This is a genomic window from Lactobacillus sp. ESL0228 (assembly GCF_003692825.1).
Lineage (GTDB): Bacteria > Bacillota > Bacilli > Lactobacillales > Lactobacillaceae > Lactobacillus.
The window spans coordinates 1-17,293 of sequence record NZ_REHJ01000003.1; the positions used below are offsets into that span (position 1 = coordinate 1).

The 17,293-nt window shown below is 33.7% G+C and carries 17 protein-coding genes; 13 read left to right on the forward strand and 4 right to left on the reverse strand.

Annotated features, from left to right (window positions below; genetic code table 11):
• Positions 1-108: 108 nt before the first annotated feature.
• The 11 genes from F5ESL0228_RS00600 to F5ESL0228_RS00650 all read left to right on the forward strand — a co-directional run bounded on the left by F5ESL0228_RS00600 (position 109) and on the right by F5ESL0228_RS00650 (position 9,944).
• The gene (locus F5ESL0228_RS00600) at positions 109-1,116 is read left to right on the forward strand and encodes a WxL domain-containing protein (protein ID WP_122022525.1); all 1,008 of its coding nucleotides are present in this window, start codon (positions 109-111) and stop codon (positions 1,114-1,116) included.
• A 442-nt stretch (positions 1,117-1,558) separates the two neighbouring features.
• Entirely contained in the window at positions 1,559-2,539 is a 981-nt protein-coding gene (locus F5ESL0228_RS00605; RefSeq protein WP_122017646.1) for a ribose-phosphate pyrophosphokinase, read from the forward strand.
• 131 nt (positions 2,540-2,670) lie between these two features.
• Positions 2,671-3,354 carry a TetR/AcrR family transcriptional regulator gene (locus F5ESL0228_RS00610; RefSeq protein WP_122017647.1) on the forward strand — a complete coding sequence of 228 codons (684 nt, stop codon included), beginning with the start codon at positions 2,671-2,673 and terminating at the stop codon, positions 3,352-3,354.
• 11 nt (positions 3,355-3,365) lie between these two features.
• Entirely contained in the window at positions 3,366-4,199 is an 834-nt protein-coding gene (locus F5ESL0228_RS00615; RefSeq protein ID WP_122022526.1) for a hypothetical protein, read from the forward strand.
• Between the two features lie 25 nt (positions 4,200-4,224).
• The gene (locus F5ESL0228_RS00620; protein WP_122022527.1) at positions 4,225-4,698 is read left to right on the forward strand and encodes a nucleoside 2-deoxyribosyltransferase; all 474 of its coding nucleotides are present in this window, start codon (positions 4,225-4,227) and stop codon (positions 4,696-4,698) included.
• Positions 4,699-4,952: 254 nt separating this feature from the next.
• Positions 4,953-6,038 carry a D-alanine--D-alanine ligase family protein gene (locus F5ESL0228_RS00625; RefSeq protein ID WP_122022528.1) on the forward strand — a complete coding sequence of 362 codons (1,086 nt, stop codon included), beginning with the start codon at positions 4,953-4,955 and terminating at the stop codon, positions 6,036-6,038.
• 27 nt (positions 6,039-6,065) lie between these two features.
• Positions 6,066-6,800 (forward strand): transcriptional regulator, encoded by a 735-nt coding sequence (locus F5ESL0228_RS00630; RefSeq protein ID WP_122022529.1) that lies wholly within the window; start codon positions 6,066-6,068, stop codon positions 6,798-6,800.
• Positions 6,801-6,888: 88 nt separating this feature from the next.
• Positions 6,889-8,004, forward strand: a complete 1,116-nt coding sequence (locus tag F5ESL0228_RS00635) for a YibE/F family protein (protein WP_122022530.1) — start codon at positions 6,889-6,891, stop codon at positions 8,002-8,004.
• Positions 8,001-8,771, forward strand: a complete 771-nt coding sequence (locus F5ESL0228_RS00640; RefSeq protein WP_122022531.1) for a YibE/F family protein — start codon at positions 8,001-8,003, stop codon at positions 8,769-8,771. The genes F5ESL0228_RS00635 and F5ESL0228_RS00640 overlap by 4 nt, the downstream gene beginning before the upstream one ends.
• Positions 8,758-9,579 carry an alpha/beta hydrolase gene (locus F5ESL0228_RS00645; protein WP_122022532.1) on the forward strand — a complete coding sequence of 274 codons (822 nt, stop codon included), beginning with the start codon at positions 8,758-8,760 and terminating at the stop codon, positions 9,577-9,579. Before F5ESL0228_RS00640 ends, F5ESL0228_RS00645 begins: the two co-directional genes overlap by 14 nt.
• A gap of 71 nt (positions 9,580-9,650) precedes the next feature.
• A complete protein-coding gene (locus F5ESL0228_RS00650; protein WP_122022533.1) occupies positions 9,651-9,944 on the forward strand; it encodes a hypothetical protein in 294 nt (97 codons plus the stop codon).
• A gap of 113 nt (positions 9,945-10,057) precedes the next feature.
• Here the strand turns inward: F5ESL0228_RS00650 and F5ESL0228_RS00655 are convergent, their stop codons facing one another.
• Positions 10,058-10,411, reverse strand: coding sequence for an aggregation promoting factor surface protein (locus F5ESL0228_RS00655; RefSeq protein WP_122022534.1), 354 nt, complete (start codon positions 10,409-10,411; stop codon positions 10,058-10,060).
• A 177-nt stretch (positions 10,412-10,588) separates the two neighbouring features.
• Between F5ESL0228_RS00655 and F5ESL0228_RS00660 the strand changes: the two genes are divergently transcribed.
• Complete coding sequence (locus F5ESL0228_RS00660; RefSeq protein WP_122022535.1) at positions 10,589-13,123, forward strand: M1 family metallopeptidase; 2,535 nt, start codon at positions 10,589-10,591, stop codon at positions 13,121-13,123.
• Positions 13,124-13,828: 705 nt separating this feature from the next.
• Here the strand turns inward: F5ESL0228_RS00660 and F5ESL0228_RS00665 are convergent.
• Complete coding sequence (locus F5ESL0228_RS00665; protein ID WP_158592460.1) at positions 13,829-14,686, reverse strand: helix-turn-helix domain-containing protein; 858 nt, start codon at positions 14,684-14,686, stop codon at positions 13,829-13,831.
• 286 nt (positions 14,687-14,972) lie between these two features.
• Here F5ESL0228_RS00665 and F5ESL0228_RS00670 point away from each other — a divergent pair, with 286 nt between their 5' ends.
• Positions 14,973-16,580 (forward strand): ABC transporter ATP-binding protein, encoded by a 1,608-nt coding sequence (locus tag F5ESL0228_RS00670; RefSeq protein WP_122022537.1) that lies wholly within the window; start codon positions 14,973-14,975, stop codon positions 16,578-16,580.
• Between the two features lie 68 nt (positions 16,581-16,648).
• Here the strand turns inward: F5ESL0228_RS00670 and F5ESL0228_RS00675 are convergent, their stop codons facing one another.
• The gene (locus tag F5ESL0228_RS00675; protein ID WP_122022538.1) at positions 16,649-16,939 is read right to left on the reverse strand and encodes a hypothetical protein; all 291 of its coding nucleotides are present in this window, start codon (positions 16,937-16,939) and stop codon (positions 16,649-16,651) included.
• 42 nt (positions 16,940-16,981) lie between these two features.
• On the reverse strand, positions 16,982-17,284 hold the full coding sequence (locus F5ESL0228_RS00680; RefSeq protein WP_122022539.1) for a hypothetical protein: 303 nt from the start codon (positions 17,282-17,284) through the stop codon (positions 16,982-16,984).
• Positions 17,285-17,293 lie beyond the last annotated feature (9 nt).

Consider the following 17,293-nt stretch of genomic DNA (forward strand, 5'->3'; position numbering starts at 1 on the left):
ACTTGGAAGACGATCAATCTTTATTAACTAGTAAACAATCGTTGGAATAATCATTGCAAGATGATTAGTTGTGTATGAAAAATATGTATTTGAAGGAGGAACTTCAAAATGAAATTAACTAAAATAGCCAGTATGGTAATGACAAGTGCCACGGTCTTATCGACTGTAGCTGCCGCTACTCCGGCCATTATTCAAGCTCAAACCCAAGAAGGCAATGCAAAAATGAACGGTGGTAAAGCCTTACCAGATACCAATCATAGTAAAGTAGGGATTACCTTTGCAAAAGGCAGCGGTAGTAATCCTGGCGGCGGTAATAATCCTGATAATCCTGGCGGCGGTAATAATCCTGGCGGCGGCGGTGATAATCCTGATAATCCTGGCGGCGGTAATAATCCTGGCGGCGACGATCATAAACACCATGATGATGATGGTATAGGGTACTTACGCTTGCAACGTGTGCCAGAAGTACTCGACTTTGGTACTCATACTACGTTTAATTCTGCCAACCCTGTCTTTACAGCAGCTGGTACAAACGTAAATGGTATCGTAGATGGTACCAACAATGATGTATATCCTGGATATGCCGGGGGAGCTAACCAGACCCCGAAGCTTTCTACCACTCTTTCTTATTTAAGTGCTATTAATGGTAAGACTTGGGTGACAGTGGTTGATAAGCAAGAGACCCGTCACGACACTGATGCCAAGAATGATAGTCATGCAGGTAATTGGCAGTTAAGTGTTAAAGCCAATGGTCCGCTGACAACTGGTAGTAGCTCTAGTGCCAAAACAATTAGTGGCGCCACACTAGGTTTTAACAATACTGTACTTGGCGAAACACAAAATATTACGGGACTAACAGGAAATCCTGATGATGGAAATTATAATTATGTCGCTCATCTGGTCGATAATTTGAATAAAAGTTTTACGGTTAATTTAGCTGCCAATGGTACCGCAGTTCAGGTTGGAAGCTCATCAGTAGCTGCTACTGGTAGCGGAGCAGCCGTTTTTGCTTGGGATCCAAGTGATATCAAGTTGACTTTACCAGCAAGTGCCAGTGTTGATGCAGGAACTTATACGACTTCATTAACTTGGACTTTATCCACAGGAATTCAATAAACTTAAGATTTTGTCAAGATACTTACTAACTAACAATTAAGTGATATATCTTTGCACTAATACCTATAAGTTTTGTCTGATTTTCTTAAATTAAAGTTTAAGGAAATTCTGTAGAAGTTTGTTGTTAGGCAACAATAATAATGATTTTATAAAAGGTGCTCAAGCGTAAAGCTTGAGCACCTTTTTTGTTTAATTAGGATTATAAAAAGGCAGTAGACAACTCTAAGGTCTACTGCCCGTTTACTTATTGTTGCTAAAATAAAATAGCTTTAATAACATAATAAAACTAAATTTGAGTCTAGTTTTCTTACCTAATCAAATAACAAATTAATTAATGAAAAAAGAGACCAGCTTTTTGATTCATTTTACCCATTTCCTAGGCACTTAGCACTTTTTTAGTTATAATAGACTAAATAGATGGTATTTTTATAAAGAGGTAGTTATGAACAAAGAAGAAATTCTTCAATTGATGCACCCAATGAAATTAATTGGGTTAAGTGGAAACCCGGTTTTGAATGAAAAGATTGCTACAATTTTGAAAAAGCCGTTAATTGAAACCGCCGTACAACACTTTAGCGATGGTGAAATTCAGGTTAATATTGGTGAAAGTGTCAGAGGGTGTGATGTTTTCGTTATTCAATCAATTCAAGATCCTGTAAATGAAAACTTTATGGAATTAGAAATTGTTTTGGATGCCCTTCATCGAGCATCTGCACATCGCATTAATGTTGTTGTACCGTATTTGGCATATTCACGTTCTGACACTAAGACACGTTCACGTGAACCGATTACTGGTAAGTTAGTTGCCAATCTGCTTCAAATTACTGGAATGGATCACTTAATTGCACTTGATTTGCATGCCGCCCAAATTCAAGGTTTCTATAATGTTCCGGTTGATCATTTGCATGCAATGCCACTGTTAGCGCAATATTTTATTGATAATGGAATTGCGACTACAGATGATGATGATATTGTAGTTGTTTCGCCTGATCACTCAGGGGCTAAGTTGGCCCGAAATTTTGGTCAAATATTTGATGCTCCAATTGCAATTGTTGATCAACGTCGGGCACGTTATGACACAGATGTTCATGATGTGATCGGTAATGTTAAAAATAAGAAATGTATTATAGTTGATGATTTAATAGACACCGGATCAAGAATTTCTTCCTCAACTAAGTCGGTAATGGCTGCAGGGGCTAAAAAAGTTTATGTTGCTTCAACACATGCGTTACTTTCACAGAATGCAACTGAAGTTTTAAACGAATTGCCAATTGAACAAATTGTCGTTACTGATACTATTAAGCATAATCATTACCCAGATAGAATGGTTCGAATTTCGGTTGATTTATTGTTAGCTCGTGGAATTAATTATGTTTATAATGATCGTTCTATGCACTTGCTGAGTGAAAGCGAATTAAAATAAAGCACAGACGGTTATTTATTACTATAATATAAAGCGACTATATTGTTGAAGTTATATTGGTATCTTTTTGTTTATTTATTTTATATCATTGGTATAATTAAAAAGAAATGTATAGGAAGAGAAGAACCATTATGGCAAGACGAAAAAATTATAAAAGACGAAGAATTATTTTAAGGAATACTTTTCAATTAATCAGGAAAAATGGAATGGATAATGTTTCTTTTCAAATGATTGCAGAAAAGTCAGGAATTTCTAAGTCACTTTTACAGTCATACTATCCACATAAAGCTAAGCTGACAGATGATATAATTAGAAATATACTTAATACTTTAGATGCACAAGTAAGAAGTATTTATGATGCTGAAAGTGGTCATATTGGGGCACGAACCAAAGCATTTATTTATACAGTTGCAATGTTAGGCATTTATGATAATGGTCTTAAGCGGATTATTACTGAAGTTTTTAGTAGCAATGAAACTCTTGATAATTGGTTGCAGATTCTAGCAAGCTGGATTAAGGAAAAACAAATCTTTGATGAAACTACATTTGACTTAAATGAAGTTCAATGTGGCTTAGCTTTTGTTATTACTGGAGTTGGACGACTATATAATAATAGTAAGAGATTTGCGCTTTCTGCAGAACAAATGGCTGATTATGCTACTGGTTCATTAATGTATAGTTTCTTACACTGTACACAAAAGCAAATTACTGAAAGTCTTAATGATGGGCACAAGATTATTGCTGCCGTTGATATAAAATCAATTCACCATGAAATTGATACCATGTTTGATGAGGGCAAAGATATTGTCTGTTAGAAGGGAAAGATATGGCAAATGGCGCGCGAACTAATTTGCGCAAACCAACTGGACAAGATCAGAAAATTAACTATAAGAAGATTATGTCCTTTATAATTTTTATAATTGTAACGTTAGTAATGGTTACTATAACTTTTCTTAATCCCTTTTTTATGAAAGGGCAACTTAGGAACAATAATAATGAAGTTGTTGTTGTTAGACAGGTCAATAAGCATTTCGATGTACTGGCCGAAACAATTGGAGCCAATAAAAATGGTAATGCAAATTTATTAACTACAAAGCAGACTCAGCCAATTGCCGATCATATTATTGATTATGCTTTAGGATTTCCTTGGTTTAAAGTTAGTAATAGAAGGCTTGCAGAGCAGATACTGAAAGATATTGATTCAAATATTGACCAAGGCTCATCGAGCGATGCGCAATTAGTGCGGTTGAAATTAAATAAATTAGGAGAGAATGCACCTTATGAGGTAGCGGATGCCTTTAATTTGAGTACTGTTACTTTAGGCGGAAATATTGCTTTTGGCTTGTTGTTCATGAATTTTATTTTAATTGTGATGGCGATTATTAGTCTTCGTTCCATAATTAAAGAAATAAGTGCAATAATGACTTCTAAGCAATTAACGCATATCATTACGGCAGCAGTAATGTGGGCTGGTTTTTGGTTGATTCTTATTTCTGGTATGATGGCCCTCGTACCAGTAATTTTTAATGTTGAAGGGTTAGCAGTTTTAGGCTATGTGTTAGAAATTAGTAGCGGTATTTTCTTGGACTTTGTAATTGTGGGAGTAATTATTTACATTTTAAGCGCAATTCCATGGGAAATTAGTTCACCTAATAATTAGCCAATTATATTTAAAGGAATTAATCATGAAAATTTATTTTGCCAATGCTCTATTCTCACAAGCAGAAATTAATTATAACGCGCAGTTAGCAGCTAAAATTCGGCAGTTAAGTGATGCGATCGATTTATATTTACCACAAGAAAACAATGAAATTAATGATAAGCAGGCTTATGCTGATTCAAAAATGATTGCCTTGGCGGATACTAAAAAACTAATTCAAAGTGATTTAGTGGTAGCAATTTTAGATGGTAATACTATTGATAATGGTGTTGCTAGCGAGATTGGAGTTGCTTATGCTAAAGAAATACCAGTTGTGGGATTATATACGGATACTCGTCAGCAAGGTAGTGACAATAAACAGAAGTTATCTGCCTTAAGTCAGATAGCTGAAAATCAATTTCATTATGTTAATTTATATACGACCGGTTTAATTAAATTGAATGGTACAATAGTGAATAGTGAAGCAGATTTATTAGCCGCTGTTGCCAAGTACTTATAATAATTAGATGCTTGATGAAATTTGCTCTAAATGAGATAACCAAGTTTATTTTGAAAGTATAGCGTTAATATTTAATAACAAAGATAAAAACATTTAAAATGTAGAAGAACAGAGTTAAGATATCTGTTCTTTTTATTTAAAGAAAATTTGCTACTAATGGGAAAAATATTTCTAAAATTCGAAAAAATAGCGTTCTTAAGTAAGTTATTGCCGTATAATTAAGCAGTTAGAATAATAACTAAGAGGTAAAAATGATGAGTAAGAAAACACAAGTTGGTCTTATTTTTGGTGGAAATTCATCTGAATATGAAGTTTCAATTATGTCAGGCCATAATATATATAATGCAATTGACAAAAGAAAATTTGATGTACACCCGATTTGGGTTACCAATGATGGCTATATTGCCAATGAACAAGATTCGCTGAAAGTATTAGAAAATCCACACTATACGGTAAAAAATCCCCATCAAGTTAATAATATTTCTAATTTGAATTCATTAGCCGAGCTACCTGAAATTGACGTCTTCTTTCCCATAGTACACGGAAATCTGGGCGAAGATGGTAGTTTACAAGGATTATTTCGGATTTTAGATAAGCCGTTTGTTGGTGATGATGTCTTAGCCTCTGCGGTAACAATGGATAAAGAGTTCACCAAAATTTTGGCTCAATGTGCTGGAGTGGCAGTGGCTGATTGGATTGCAATCAAACGTTTTGAATATCAGGAAGAAGATAATTGGAAGCAAGATTATGATAAAATCAGCGCTGAATTAGGTAATGATTTATTTGTTAAGCCGTCTAATCAGGGCTCATCTGTAGGCGTTCATCACGTAACCAATAAAGAAGAATTTGACGCTGCCTTAGCCGATGCGTTTCGGTATGATGACAAGGTATTAATTGAAGAAACAATTCACGGAACTGAAGTTGAAACAGCTGTATTGGGTAATGACCAGCCAATAGTTTCTGGTGTCGGTCAGATTATTAATGCTGAAGGCACATTCTATAGCTACGAAAACAAGTATGATGATGATTCAACTACTGCTTTGCAAATACCAGCAAATTTACCTGATAATATTATCAAGCAAGTTAAAGCAAATGCTTTAAAGGTTTATCAAGTAACTGAATGTAGTGGTATGGCACGTGTTGATTCTACTTTGCGTGCGAGTGACCAGAAAATCATTTTAACAGAAGTTAATGCCTTACCAGGTTTTACTAACATTAGTATGTACCCTAAGCTGTTTGAAGAAGCCGGAATAGCATATACAGATTTAATTACTCGATTAATTGAATACGCTCAACAGAGATATGCACATAAAAAAACGTTGCTACATAAAATAGGCTAATTAGATTGTGCTAGGGAGTAATAATTTATGGCTAGTGATAAGCATAATTTTGAAGAATTAACGGCGCCGGCTGCGACTGCAAAAAAATTGCATGTTAGTGTTGCTACATTACGAAAGTATTCACTAATTGTTGAAAGAGTCACCGGTCGCCCCGATTATTATCCAAGAACTAAGCAGAAGGCTCGATTATATAGCAAGCAAGATGTTCAGGACTTACAAGATTTTCATAAATTGGCTCAAGAAAACGGGCTGACCCTGCAAGAAGCAGCTCAACAAATATTTGCGGTTAGTGCGCAAAATCAAAATTCAATCGGTGGAATTGATTCTCATAATCAGGAAACAATGACTGCGCCACAGACAATGAAATTGCTTAATGCATTGCAACAGACAATTATGCAGCAGAATACGGCGCTCAAAGATTTACAAGAACAAATGAATCGAATTGAGACCCAAAATAAAGAGTTGTTAGAAAAGTCGAATAAGCAGGAGCACGATTTGACAGCTTATTTACCTGATATTTCTGGCATTGTAGATAATGACTTGGATGATCAAAAAGATCCTGAATCCATAACAGTAGCCGAAAAGAGGTCACAGATTATTCACGATCAACATAAATCAAGTGAGCAAGTTCACGAAGAAATTCTAGCTAAAGCTCAAGAAAATGCTCAAAAGAGTTCTACATCTAATGAATATCGCACCTTAGCCGATATGCAAGTGGAACCCGAAAAGAGTCACTGGTGGCAACGATTTATTAATCTATAACTGAAAATGATCAATTCTTTTAGATAAACTTAACTAGTATGTGACTACTTATGAGTTAAAGTAAGAAGAATAGATATGGAGGCTGACATTGAAAAAAATTAAGCAACGCTATCTTTTAGCAGTAATTGTTGGTTTCATTGGACTTATTTTAACTGCATGCACATACTTTGCTACCGAAATTTATCATCGAAATGATGTAGCTTTAATTACTGATACTACTATTAAAGATACTTTAGTAGAGAAGAGTAAAGATGTTTATGACAACAAGGATGAGACTCGAAAGCAAATTTTACATCTAAAAATTTTATCTGGTAAATACAAGAATAAAAAATTTACAGCAACTAATCTTTACTACCCATCACAACTAGTAACCCAGAAGTATCGTTGCAGACAGCGAGTTTTTGTTAGTATTAAAAATGGAGATCTTACTATTCAAAATCCAAAACGAGATTGGGTTATTGTTCTTGCTTTAACGGTAATGATTACCTTAATGATTGCTATCTCAGGCAAGCAGGCAGTAGGGTTAATTTTATCCATGACACTTAGCTGGGTACTGTTTTATATAGTTATTCTGCTAGATATTAAATTAAATGGTGCTTATGTTGTCTTATTATTCGGTTTAGCGGACGTAATTTTTTCCTTCTTTAGCTTGCTAATAGTTCAAGGGCTCAATCGAAAAATGATGGTTACATGGTTGGCTACATTATTAGGAGTTTTTGTTTCGTTTGCACTTTGTTATTTGATCATGCGCTTGACTGGGGAATCTGAAATCAAATATGAAACGGGTGACTATGCGACCCAAGATCCACGAGGAATTTTTCTTGCACAAACTTTATTGGGGATTTTAGGCGCAGTGATGGATGAGGCAACTGATATTATTTCTAGTTTATATGAGTTAATTCAAACTAAAAAAGAGATAACGGCTAAGCAATTAATTATAAGTGGCCGAACTATGGGACAGGAAATAATGGGGCCATTGATTAATGTTTTGGTTTTAATTTTTATGTCTGAAGCATTGCCATTAACGATTATTTATTTGCGTGATAACAATAGTTTAAGTTCAACTTTTGGCTTTACATTATCACTTGGCGTTACTCAAAGTGTGGTTTCTGCTATTGGAATTGTGTTAACCGTTGTTTTTGCAACAGGATGCAGTTTATTATTTTTAAAAAATGATTGGTGGAAAGCGAGTGATCAAAAATGAGTACACTAGTTGCTTTGTTAATTGTTTTAGCATTATTAATGACAATAATTGGTGGAGAAACGGGAATTCGCAGCTTTTTTAGTGTTTTAATTAATACTTTATTATTGATTTTACTGGCGCTACTAATTTCTTGGGGAATTAATATTCCAATTTTAATTTTGATTTTTATACCACTTAAGTTAGTTACAATTATCTTTTTAGGAACTCATGATTATCAAGTAGCTAAAAATTCATTTTATTCGGCATTATGTATTTGTCTTGCAGTTAGTGGCTTGATTTTAGTTTTTGAATGGTTGGCACAGGCTGCTGGACTCGGTCCCGAAGCTGGTGAAATACTGGTTGGTTTATCACAGATGCCAGGCTTGAGCTACCCATTAATTGCAGTTGCGGTAGCTATTTTCTCCTGTCTAGGTGCAGTTGCTGAAGCAGCAGTTGCCATGAGTTCGGGACTACTGGAAATCAAAAAGCATAATCCAATGATTACTCGCCAACAATTAGCGAATAGTGGTAGTAAAATCGGTAATGATGTTTTAGGGACAGCGATGAATACCATTTTATTTGGGATGTTCGGTAGCTTTTTATCATTATTTTTGTGGTACATTCGTTTAAATTACACAATTGGTGAAATTGTGAATGAAAAGATGTTTGTCAATGAGATTTTAGTTATAACATATTCACTAATTGGTGTATTATTAACAGTACCACTAACGACTGTTTTTTTAACAAGAAGCATGGTAAAGCACGAGGTAAAAAATGAAGAAAAATGAAATAGAATTAACTAATTTTAATGGGCGTAAATTTAAGATTCATCCCTATATGTTAGCTTCAATTGGTGATTTAGTTACTCCTCAACATCCTTTGGCTATCGTTATTCCAGGCGGTAGTTTTGATCATCTCTCTAAGCGAGAAGGCGAGCCAGTAGCATTAGCATTTAATAATTGCGGCTTTAACAGTGTCGTGATGGAGTATAATCTTGTCCAAGATGATGGAGATATCTATCCCGATGCGGGATTAGATGTTTTAACAACCGTAAAATATTTTCGCGATCATGCTAGTGATTACCAAATTGATCCAGAAAAGATTGTAACAATTGGTTTTTCAGCTGGTGGGCATGTCGCAAGTTTTGCTAATAGTATTGCTAATTCTTCTAAATATCAAAATGAATTTGGATTTAAGAGTAGTACAGTTTTACCAAATAAAACAATATTAGGTTATCCGTTAATCAATTTAGATAAGATTGGTTTTGCTATACCGGATGACGAAGAAGACAAGGTACCAGGAGATGAATTCGTCAAAGATAGTGCATTAGGCGTGACGTCCAAAACACCAGCGACATTTATTTTTCATGCTTGGGATGATCCAATTGTTTTAGTAACAAATACATTAGAATATCTGGATGCTTTACATAAAAATAAAGTTTCTTGTGAAGCTCATTTATTCAACCGTGGTGGTCATGGTTTTTCTTTAGGACGTGAAGATATGACAATTAAGGGTCGTGAATGGCAGGCTAATCCGCATGCTGCACACTGGTTTGAGTTAGCCCAAGAATGGCTTACAAGTGAGTGGTCAAAATAATTTTGAAGAAATAATAAATGTCAAGTTTTTCACGCACATATCTTGCTTTTTTTAAATGAAAGTATATAATTATGTATTTAAATCGAGAGAAAGGACATGATTTTTTGAAACTAGTTAAGATGAAATCTTTGACAGTAATTAATGGCTTGTTAACTTTGAGCAGTCTAATCATGTTATTCTTTGGATTGTGTAATCAAGTTAATGAGTCAGATTATTTATTAAACGATGAACAACTAATTGCCCGAACAGGTACCGACAATTTGATTGTTGTTATTGCAATTATTGCATTGATATTTTTTGGATTTGCATTTTTTGCAAGTTGGTTGAATTCAAGTAAGGTACGTATAATGCGCTATAAAGCATAACTTAGTAGAAAATATGAAACAGCACACCATTTGGTGTGCTGTTTTTGTTTTAAATAAAAAATAGACTAGTTAATTACCAGTCTATTTTTTTAATTGGAGAATTGAGTAAATTTTTAGTACCAGTGATGGATTATCCAAAAATTTTTAGCGTTAACCCAAGAACCATATCGACTGTATACGTAATTATCAGCTGTACGTTCTTGGTTTGCTGGAGAGTGATCGCCACCTAAATAAGCTAGGTTAAGTTGGTATTTGCCATAACAAACACCATTTTGAGCATCATATCTGCCACCTGATTCGTGGTTTGCAATCCACTTTTTAGCAGCACGTTCTCTTTTAGATAATTTCCGCGCTGCCTGAACAGTTTGAATGTTTTGGTTATTTGCTGTTTCAAAAATGCTGATAAAACTGAATGATAACGCAAGCGCGGCGATTAATTCATAAATAAGACTTTTACTTTTTTTCATTTTATTTTTCTTTAATTCCCCATAAATAGTTTAATTTATTATTCTTTATCATATTACATAATTAATGTGTCATTGCTGTTACAGAAAGAACACGCGTGCCTTACAATCAAGTTTTAATGCTATTTACCTTTAGGTTTGGTAGAATTTACAATAACAATATTATTTAGGAGGTAGATTATGTCAGCAAAACATTTATACGAAGTTTTTCAGCCTGAGCATTATGATTTATATCTAGATATAAATCGTGAACAAAAAACAATTAAGGGGACCTCAACTATTACTGGTGAGGCCTTAGAAAAAACAATTTTTGTTAATCAAAAATATATGACAATCATGTCTGTAAAGAGTAACGACCAAGAATTGCCATTTACTGTTAGCGATGAAACTGAAACAATTAAGATTGACTTAGGTCATCTTGGTAAGACTACAGTTGAAATCACGTATACTGCCCCATTGACGGACACAATGATGGGAATATATCCTTCTTACTACATGATCAATGGTGTAAAGAAACAAATTATTGGAACACAATTTGAAACAACTGCGGCACGTCAAGCATTTCCATGTGTTGACGAACCCGAAGCTAAAGCAACTTTTTCTCTAGCTATTAAATATGATGAACATGATGGAGAAACGACATTAGCCAACATGCCGGAAATTAAAGTTGAAAATGGGGTTCACTACTTTGAAAAGACGGTTAAAATGTCCAGTTATTTGATTGCCTTTGCTTTTGGTGAATTACAATCAAAGGTAACGGAAACTAAAGATGGCGTTAAGGTAGGTGTTTTTGCTACCAAGGCTCATCAAGCTAAAGAATTGGACTTTGCGGTAGGTATTGCTAAACGTGCAATAGAATTTTACGAGGAGTTTTATCAGACTAAATATCCATTGCCTCATTCATGGCAATTAGCTTTACCAGATTTTTCAGCTGGGGCAATGGAAAACTGGGGCTTAATTACTTATCGTGAAGCAGCAGTCTTATTAGATCCAGATAATGCTACAGTTGATCAAAAAGCTTATGTAGCTACAGTTATCGCTCATGAATTAGCACATCAATGGTTTGGAGATTTAGTAACCATGAAGTGGTGGGACGATTTGTGGCTTAATGAAAGTTTTGCCAACATGATGGAATATGTTTCAGTAGATGCTTTAGAGCCTGAGTGGCATATTTGGGATAATACTTATCAAATTTCTGAAGTACCTGCGGCGTTAAAACGAGATGCAACCGATGGTGTCCAATCAGTTCATGTGGAAGTCGAACATCCGGCTGATATTGATTCGTTGTTTGATAGTGCAATCGTTTATGCTAAAGGTTCACGGATGTTGGTAATGGTTCGAGCTTTATTAGGTGACGATGCATTACGTAAGGGTCTGAAGTATTATTTTGATCAACATCAATTTGGCAATGCAACCGGTGACGATCTTTGGAGTGCTTTGTCGACAGCGACTAACTTGGATATTGGCAAGATTATGCACACTTGGCTTGATCAACCAGGTTATCCTGTTGTTAGTGCCGAGGTTAATCAAGCTGGACATTTGATTTTAAGCCAAAAGCAATTCTTTATTGGCGAAGGAAAAGATGCTCAAAGAACATGGGCTATTCCGTTAAATGCTAACTTTAAAGCACCGCAAATTATGACAAATAAACAAGTTGATCTTGGAAATTATAAGGAACTACGCGCTAGTGCCGGTCATGCTTTACGAATTAATGTGGGAAATAGTTCGCACTTTATCGTTAATTATGATCAAACATTAATGACCGATATTATGGCCAACTTTAACGAACTTAAAGCTGTTGATCAATTACAATTGTTACAAGATCTTGGACTTTTAGCAGAGGGTAACCAAATTTCTTATGCTGAAATAGTACCATTATTGGCAAAATTTGCTACGTCAAAATCTTATATTGTAATTAATGCACTGTTTAATGCAGCTCGTGAACTTCGCAAATTTACCACTACTGGTTCAGAGGAAGAAAAGAATTTAAAGCTTTTATATAATCTTTTATCAGAAAATAAAGTTGCAGCATTAGGCTGGCAGACGAAGCCAACTGATAGTTCTGATGATTTATTGATTAGACCATTGGAGCTATCTGCAGCCCTTTATGCTGGAAATTCAACGATTATTGAAGCCGGTCACCATATCTTTACTGCTAATGAGAACAGCTTAAGTAAAATAGAAGCCTCGATTCGACCATATGTTTTAATTAATGAAGTTAAGAATTATCATCGGTCAGGCTTAGTCGAACAATTAATTAATGAGTACCAAACTACGGTTGATCCATACTATAAGAGTGACTTGCTTGCAGCTATAACTAATTCACAGGATATAAGTGAAATTCAGCAGATTGTTGCAGCTTTTGAAAATTCAGACATTATTAAACCGCAAGATTTACGTTCTTGGTATTTCAATATCTTGTCTAATCCAAAAGGTGAACAAGCTGCTTGGGATTGGCTACGTAATCGTTGGTCTTGGCTTGAAGAAAAAGTGGGCGGAGATATGGAATTTACTACTTATATCACCGTTACTGCTCGTGTTTTCCATACTGCAAATAGATTGCAAGAATTTAGTGACTTCTTTATGCCAAAGATTAATCAACCAGGTTTGGGTCGTGAAATTAAGATGGATACTAAAGTAATTGCTACTAGGGTAGACTTAATTAAACGTGAACAAGCTGCAGTTAATCAAGCAATTAAAGCAGTTATTAAATAATTAGTAAAAAGGCTTTTTATTAAATTTTGTTAATGAAAAATAAGCATTAGTCTATTGGACTTTTGCTTATTTTTTCGTTTGTCGTGTTCTTGAGGCTACGATTTTTTTTAAAAGAAACAAAAAAGCGACCCTTTTGGGATCGCTCAGCCGGCTTGCAAGTAGCTAACTTGCTACACGTTTATCGTACATACGATACATTCTCTTATTTCTAAGTCAATTATAGCACGAAAATCTATATCTGGTAAAATAAAATATGCACGTTATGTGTCATCTTGGAGAGTTTAGCTAGCTCTCCTAAGGAGGTGAGAATCGTGCACGATATTTTATTATCTTATTTTTACTGTATTCTGTGCTGTCAAATGCTAAGCAAGTGCTGAATGATTTATTTATGATTCTAGACAAACTGTTTAAGTAATACAGGGAAAAAGGTGGAGTAATTCTCTGCCTTTTTTTGATTGGTCTAATTATGAAATTAAAAAAATTCAAAAAATAAAAAGCCAGCTTTGACGGGCTTTTTATAAATTAATTAAATATTGCTACAAAGGATAAAAGTGTGTACTTGAACTTCAGAATTATCTCTTTCTTCATAGATATTTGTATCTTTCACGAGACTAAGTACCTTGTTATTAAAGTTGTTAAGCTTAACTTCTTGAGGATTATCTTAGATAGATTTAATCCTAGATATAGAAGAAAAAGTCATATGGTTTATTTTGAAATAATATTTTTAAAATCTTCAAAATTTTTAATATCGTTACCATTAAAATTTGTAAGTTGCATGATTTGAATTGCTTCGTTCATTTTAGAAATTCCCAGTTCGCTATCTCCTGTTAAATATTGGAGAGCTCCCTTATAAAATATCAATCGAACTCTTTCAAACATTAAATCAGGTGATTGTATGAGATTTTCGCATAATTTAATGTATACAATGACTAATTTGGTTTCATTTCTGGTTAGCAAAGTTTCTATAGTATTGAGTAGGGTATCAATAAGTCCATTTTTATTGTCGTTTAATGATAAATAGCGCATACCTTTTTGATATGCTGATTTACTAACTAGTTCTATGATTTCTGTTGGTAGAAAATATAAAGAATTTGCATATAATAGAAATTCATAATAAGCCCAATCTTCTACACCCATTAAATAATTTTTTATTGGCATCCAGTCATCTTTTTCGGGAGGTGTATTAGTGATCTCACTTTTATATAGGTGACATAATAAAATATTGTGCTTATGCCGCAAATTATCATCCTTGGTGTACAGTAGAGCTTCATTTTTTTCAAGGTTGTCAAATATCGTAATACTCTTATTATTGGCAGCATCAATTAATTTTTTTAAAAATTTACGTTGAGGATGTTCTTCGAAATCATTAGTTTCTAAGATAAACTCATTAATATCGACATTCATATGATCTAATATTTTAAGTAATCTTGAGAAGGAAATTTCACTTTCTCCTCGTTCGAATTTTGATAAAAATGCTGGAGTAACAATGTTTTTAGCTGCCTGTTTAATAGTTATGCCTTTTGCTTCTCGTATGTTTCTCAAAGAGTTTCCAAAATTATTCATAGTAATATCCTCAAACTTCATATATGACTTTTATAAATAAAGTTTATCACTTTTCTGATATCTTTAATTTCGAAATTATTGTTCAGTAGTAAGAATAAAAAGGAAATTCGGGTAGATGTTATGGAACAGTTAAAATTGAAAACAGAACTATATTGGAAACTTCACAGCAATATATTGATCTAGATTTAAAACGTTCATTTCATACTTTTAAGTATGTATGTATATGTTACCAAAAACAATTTTAAAGCTGTTTGACAAAGATATTCACTTATAGAGGAGAATAAAAATGAAACGATATCTAAGACAATATAAATTTAGAAATATGATTGTTATAACCTTGACAGTAATTATGTCATTTTTACAAATATCAACTAATTTAATTAATGCGTTTGCTCTTGATGAGCTTATAAAGTTGCATATGGGTAACTTTTTAAAATGGTATGTTTTGTTCGGAATTATTTGGCTAGTATATTTAGCTATTATGCGGATAACAGACGTTCAACAACAAATTGTTATTCAAAAAATGAGTACTGCTATTAGACATGATATATCTGTGAACATTAGTCATCTTAGTTATCTAGACTTTCATAAGAATCCTACTAATGTTTATTCATCTGAATATACCAATGATTTAAATATGATTGAACAAGCTGGATTTACAAACTTTTTTGCCAGTATTGAATCAATATCTAGTGTGATTTTTTCTATCTTTGCATTGTTAACAATCCATTATTCTTTGATTGTAACAGTTATAATTATGTCAATGATTTTACTCAGTGTTCCTAGCTTCTTTTCAGGCAAATTGCAAGAAGCAAATATTGCAGTTACAAAAGCGAATGGTAAATTTTTAGGACAAGTCACGGATGTATTAGATGGGTTCAATGTATTATTTTCAAGTGGTTTAAATAAATTAATCGTTAGTAAAATAGAAGCACAGTCACATAAACTTGAAGAAGTAAAAGTGGATTCTATTAGGAAACAAACAAATATTGAAGTTATTATTACATTTTTTAATGTTTTAGCTCAATTTATGATTATTGTACAAACTGGTATCTTAGCTTGTCTGAAGTTAATTCCTGTGGGTGCTTTAGGAGGTACTGGTGGATTAGCTGGGGCTGTATTTAATGGATTAGGACAATTAGGCAACAACATTATGCAAATAAAATCTGTACAGCCTATTTTTGAAAAATTCCATTTAAATAATTATAAGGCAGAAGTACCGACACCTATTGATGGGTTACACAGAGGAATAAAATTAACTAACATTACATATTCTATTGGACAACATAATGTTTTTAAAAATTTGAATGTTGAATTCGAATCAGGGAAAAAGTATGCATTAGTTGGTCCTAGTGGGAGCGGTAAATCTACGTTATTGAATATAATTAATTCTAGGATTGATAGTTATGATGGCGAAGTAACTTATGATGGAATTAATTACAATAAGCTTAATGCAGATAATATTAGAGACAATATGGTGTATATTGATCAAAATCCGTATATTTTCAATGAGACACTACGAGATAATATAACTCTAGGACTAAATTATAGCGATGAAGATTTACAAAATGCTATTGCGTCTTCGTCATTACAAGAATTAGTATATTCTCTTCCTCAAGGATTAGATACAATATTGGGTAAAGAAGGATCGAATTTATCTGGAGGTGAGAAACAAAGAATTACTCTTGCTAGGGGACTTATAACAGGTAAAAAAATTATATTAATGGATGAGAGCACGTCGGCACTTGATAAGGATACAGCTTTGGACATCGAGAATACTTTAGTTACTCATCCAAAGATAACGCTAATTATGATTACGCACCATTTACATGAAAGCATTGCATCAAAATTAGATAATATTATTGATATCACAAAAGTTAATAATATTGATTAAAAGGAGATGTCTCTTTTCAATACAACTTTAGTTGAACGTAATTGATATGTGACATAAAAAAGCATTACCTAGCATGGCAATGTCATTAAGCCATTGGCTTTTTTAACTTGAGTAAGTGAGGACTTCAAAGTTACAAAAAAGTTTTGGTTATTGACGGTTTGTAATTTTTGCTTGTGGTCTGTCGTTTTGACATTGGTAGCGATATTGGCGTAGAGTAAGCCAGCTACTAAGAAGGTTAGTGCGTTAACAATGGCTAAAGTGGAATATGACATAAATAATAATAGGGCTGAACCAACAAACTGGGCTATCATTGTAATTAATTGAGATACACCACTAGTAAATCCCGCGGCTTCCGACATTTCATTTTCGCCCACCAAGTCGACAATTAACGGAGTTTGTAATCAGCCGGAATACATACCAGAAATATCTGAAATAAAGTTAATACCAATAACGATTAATACTAAATTCCAGCCAGCAATGTTGGTGACAAACAGAACGCCAACAATCATATATAGTACAAATCTAATGATTACTAGTAATATGATGATTTGATATTTGTTCTTAGTCCGATCAGCAAAATATCCGCCAATACTCTGTAATAAATTAGGTATAGCCTCAGTAATAGAAATTAATGACAAGGCTAAAGCATAATTTTTCAATTTGCTAGCATAAGTCATTAAAGCTAAATAAAATATTGCCGGCACTAGATAGCC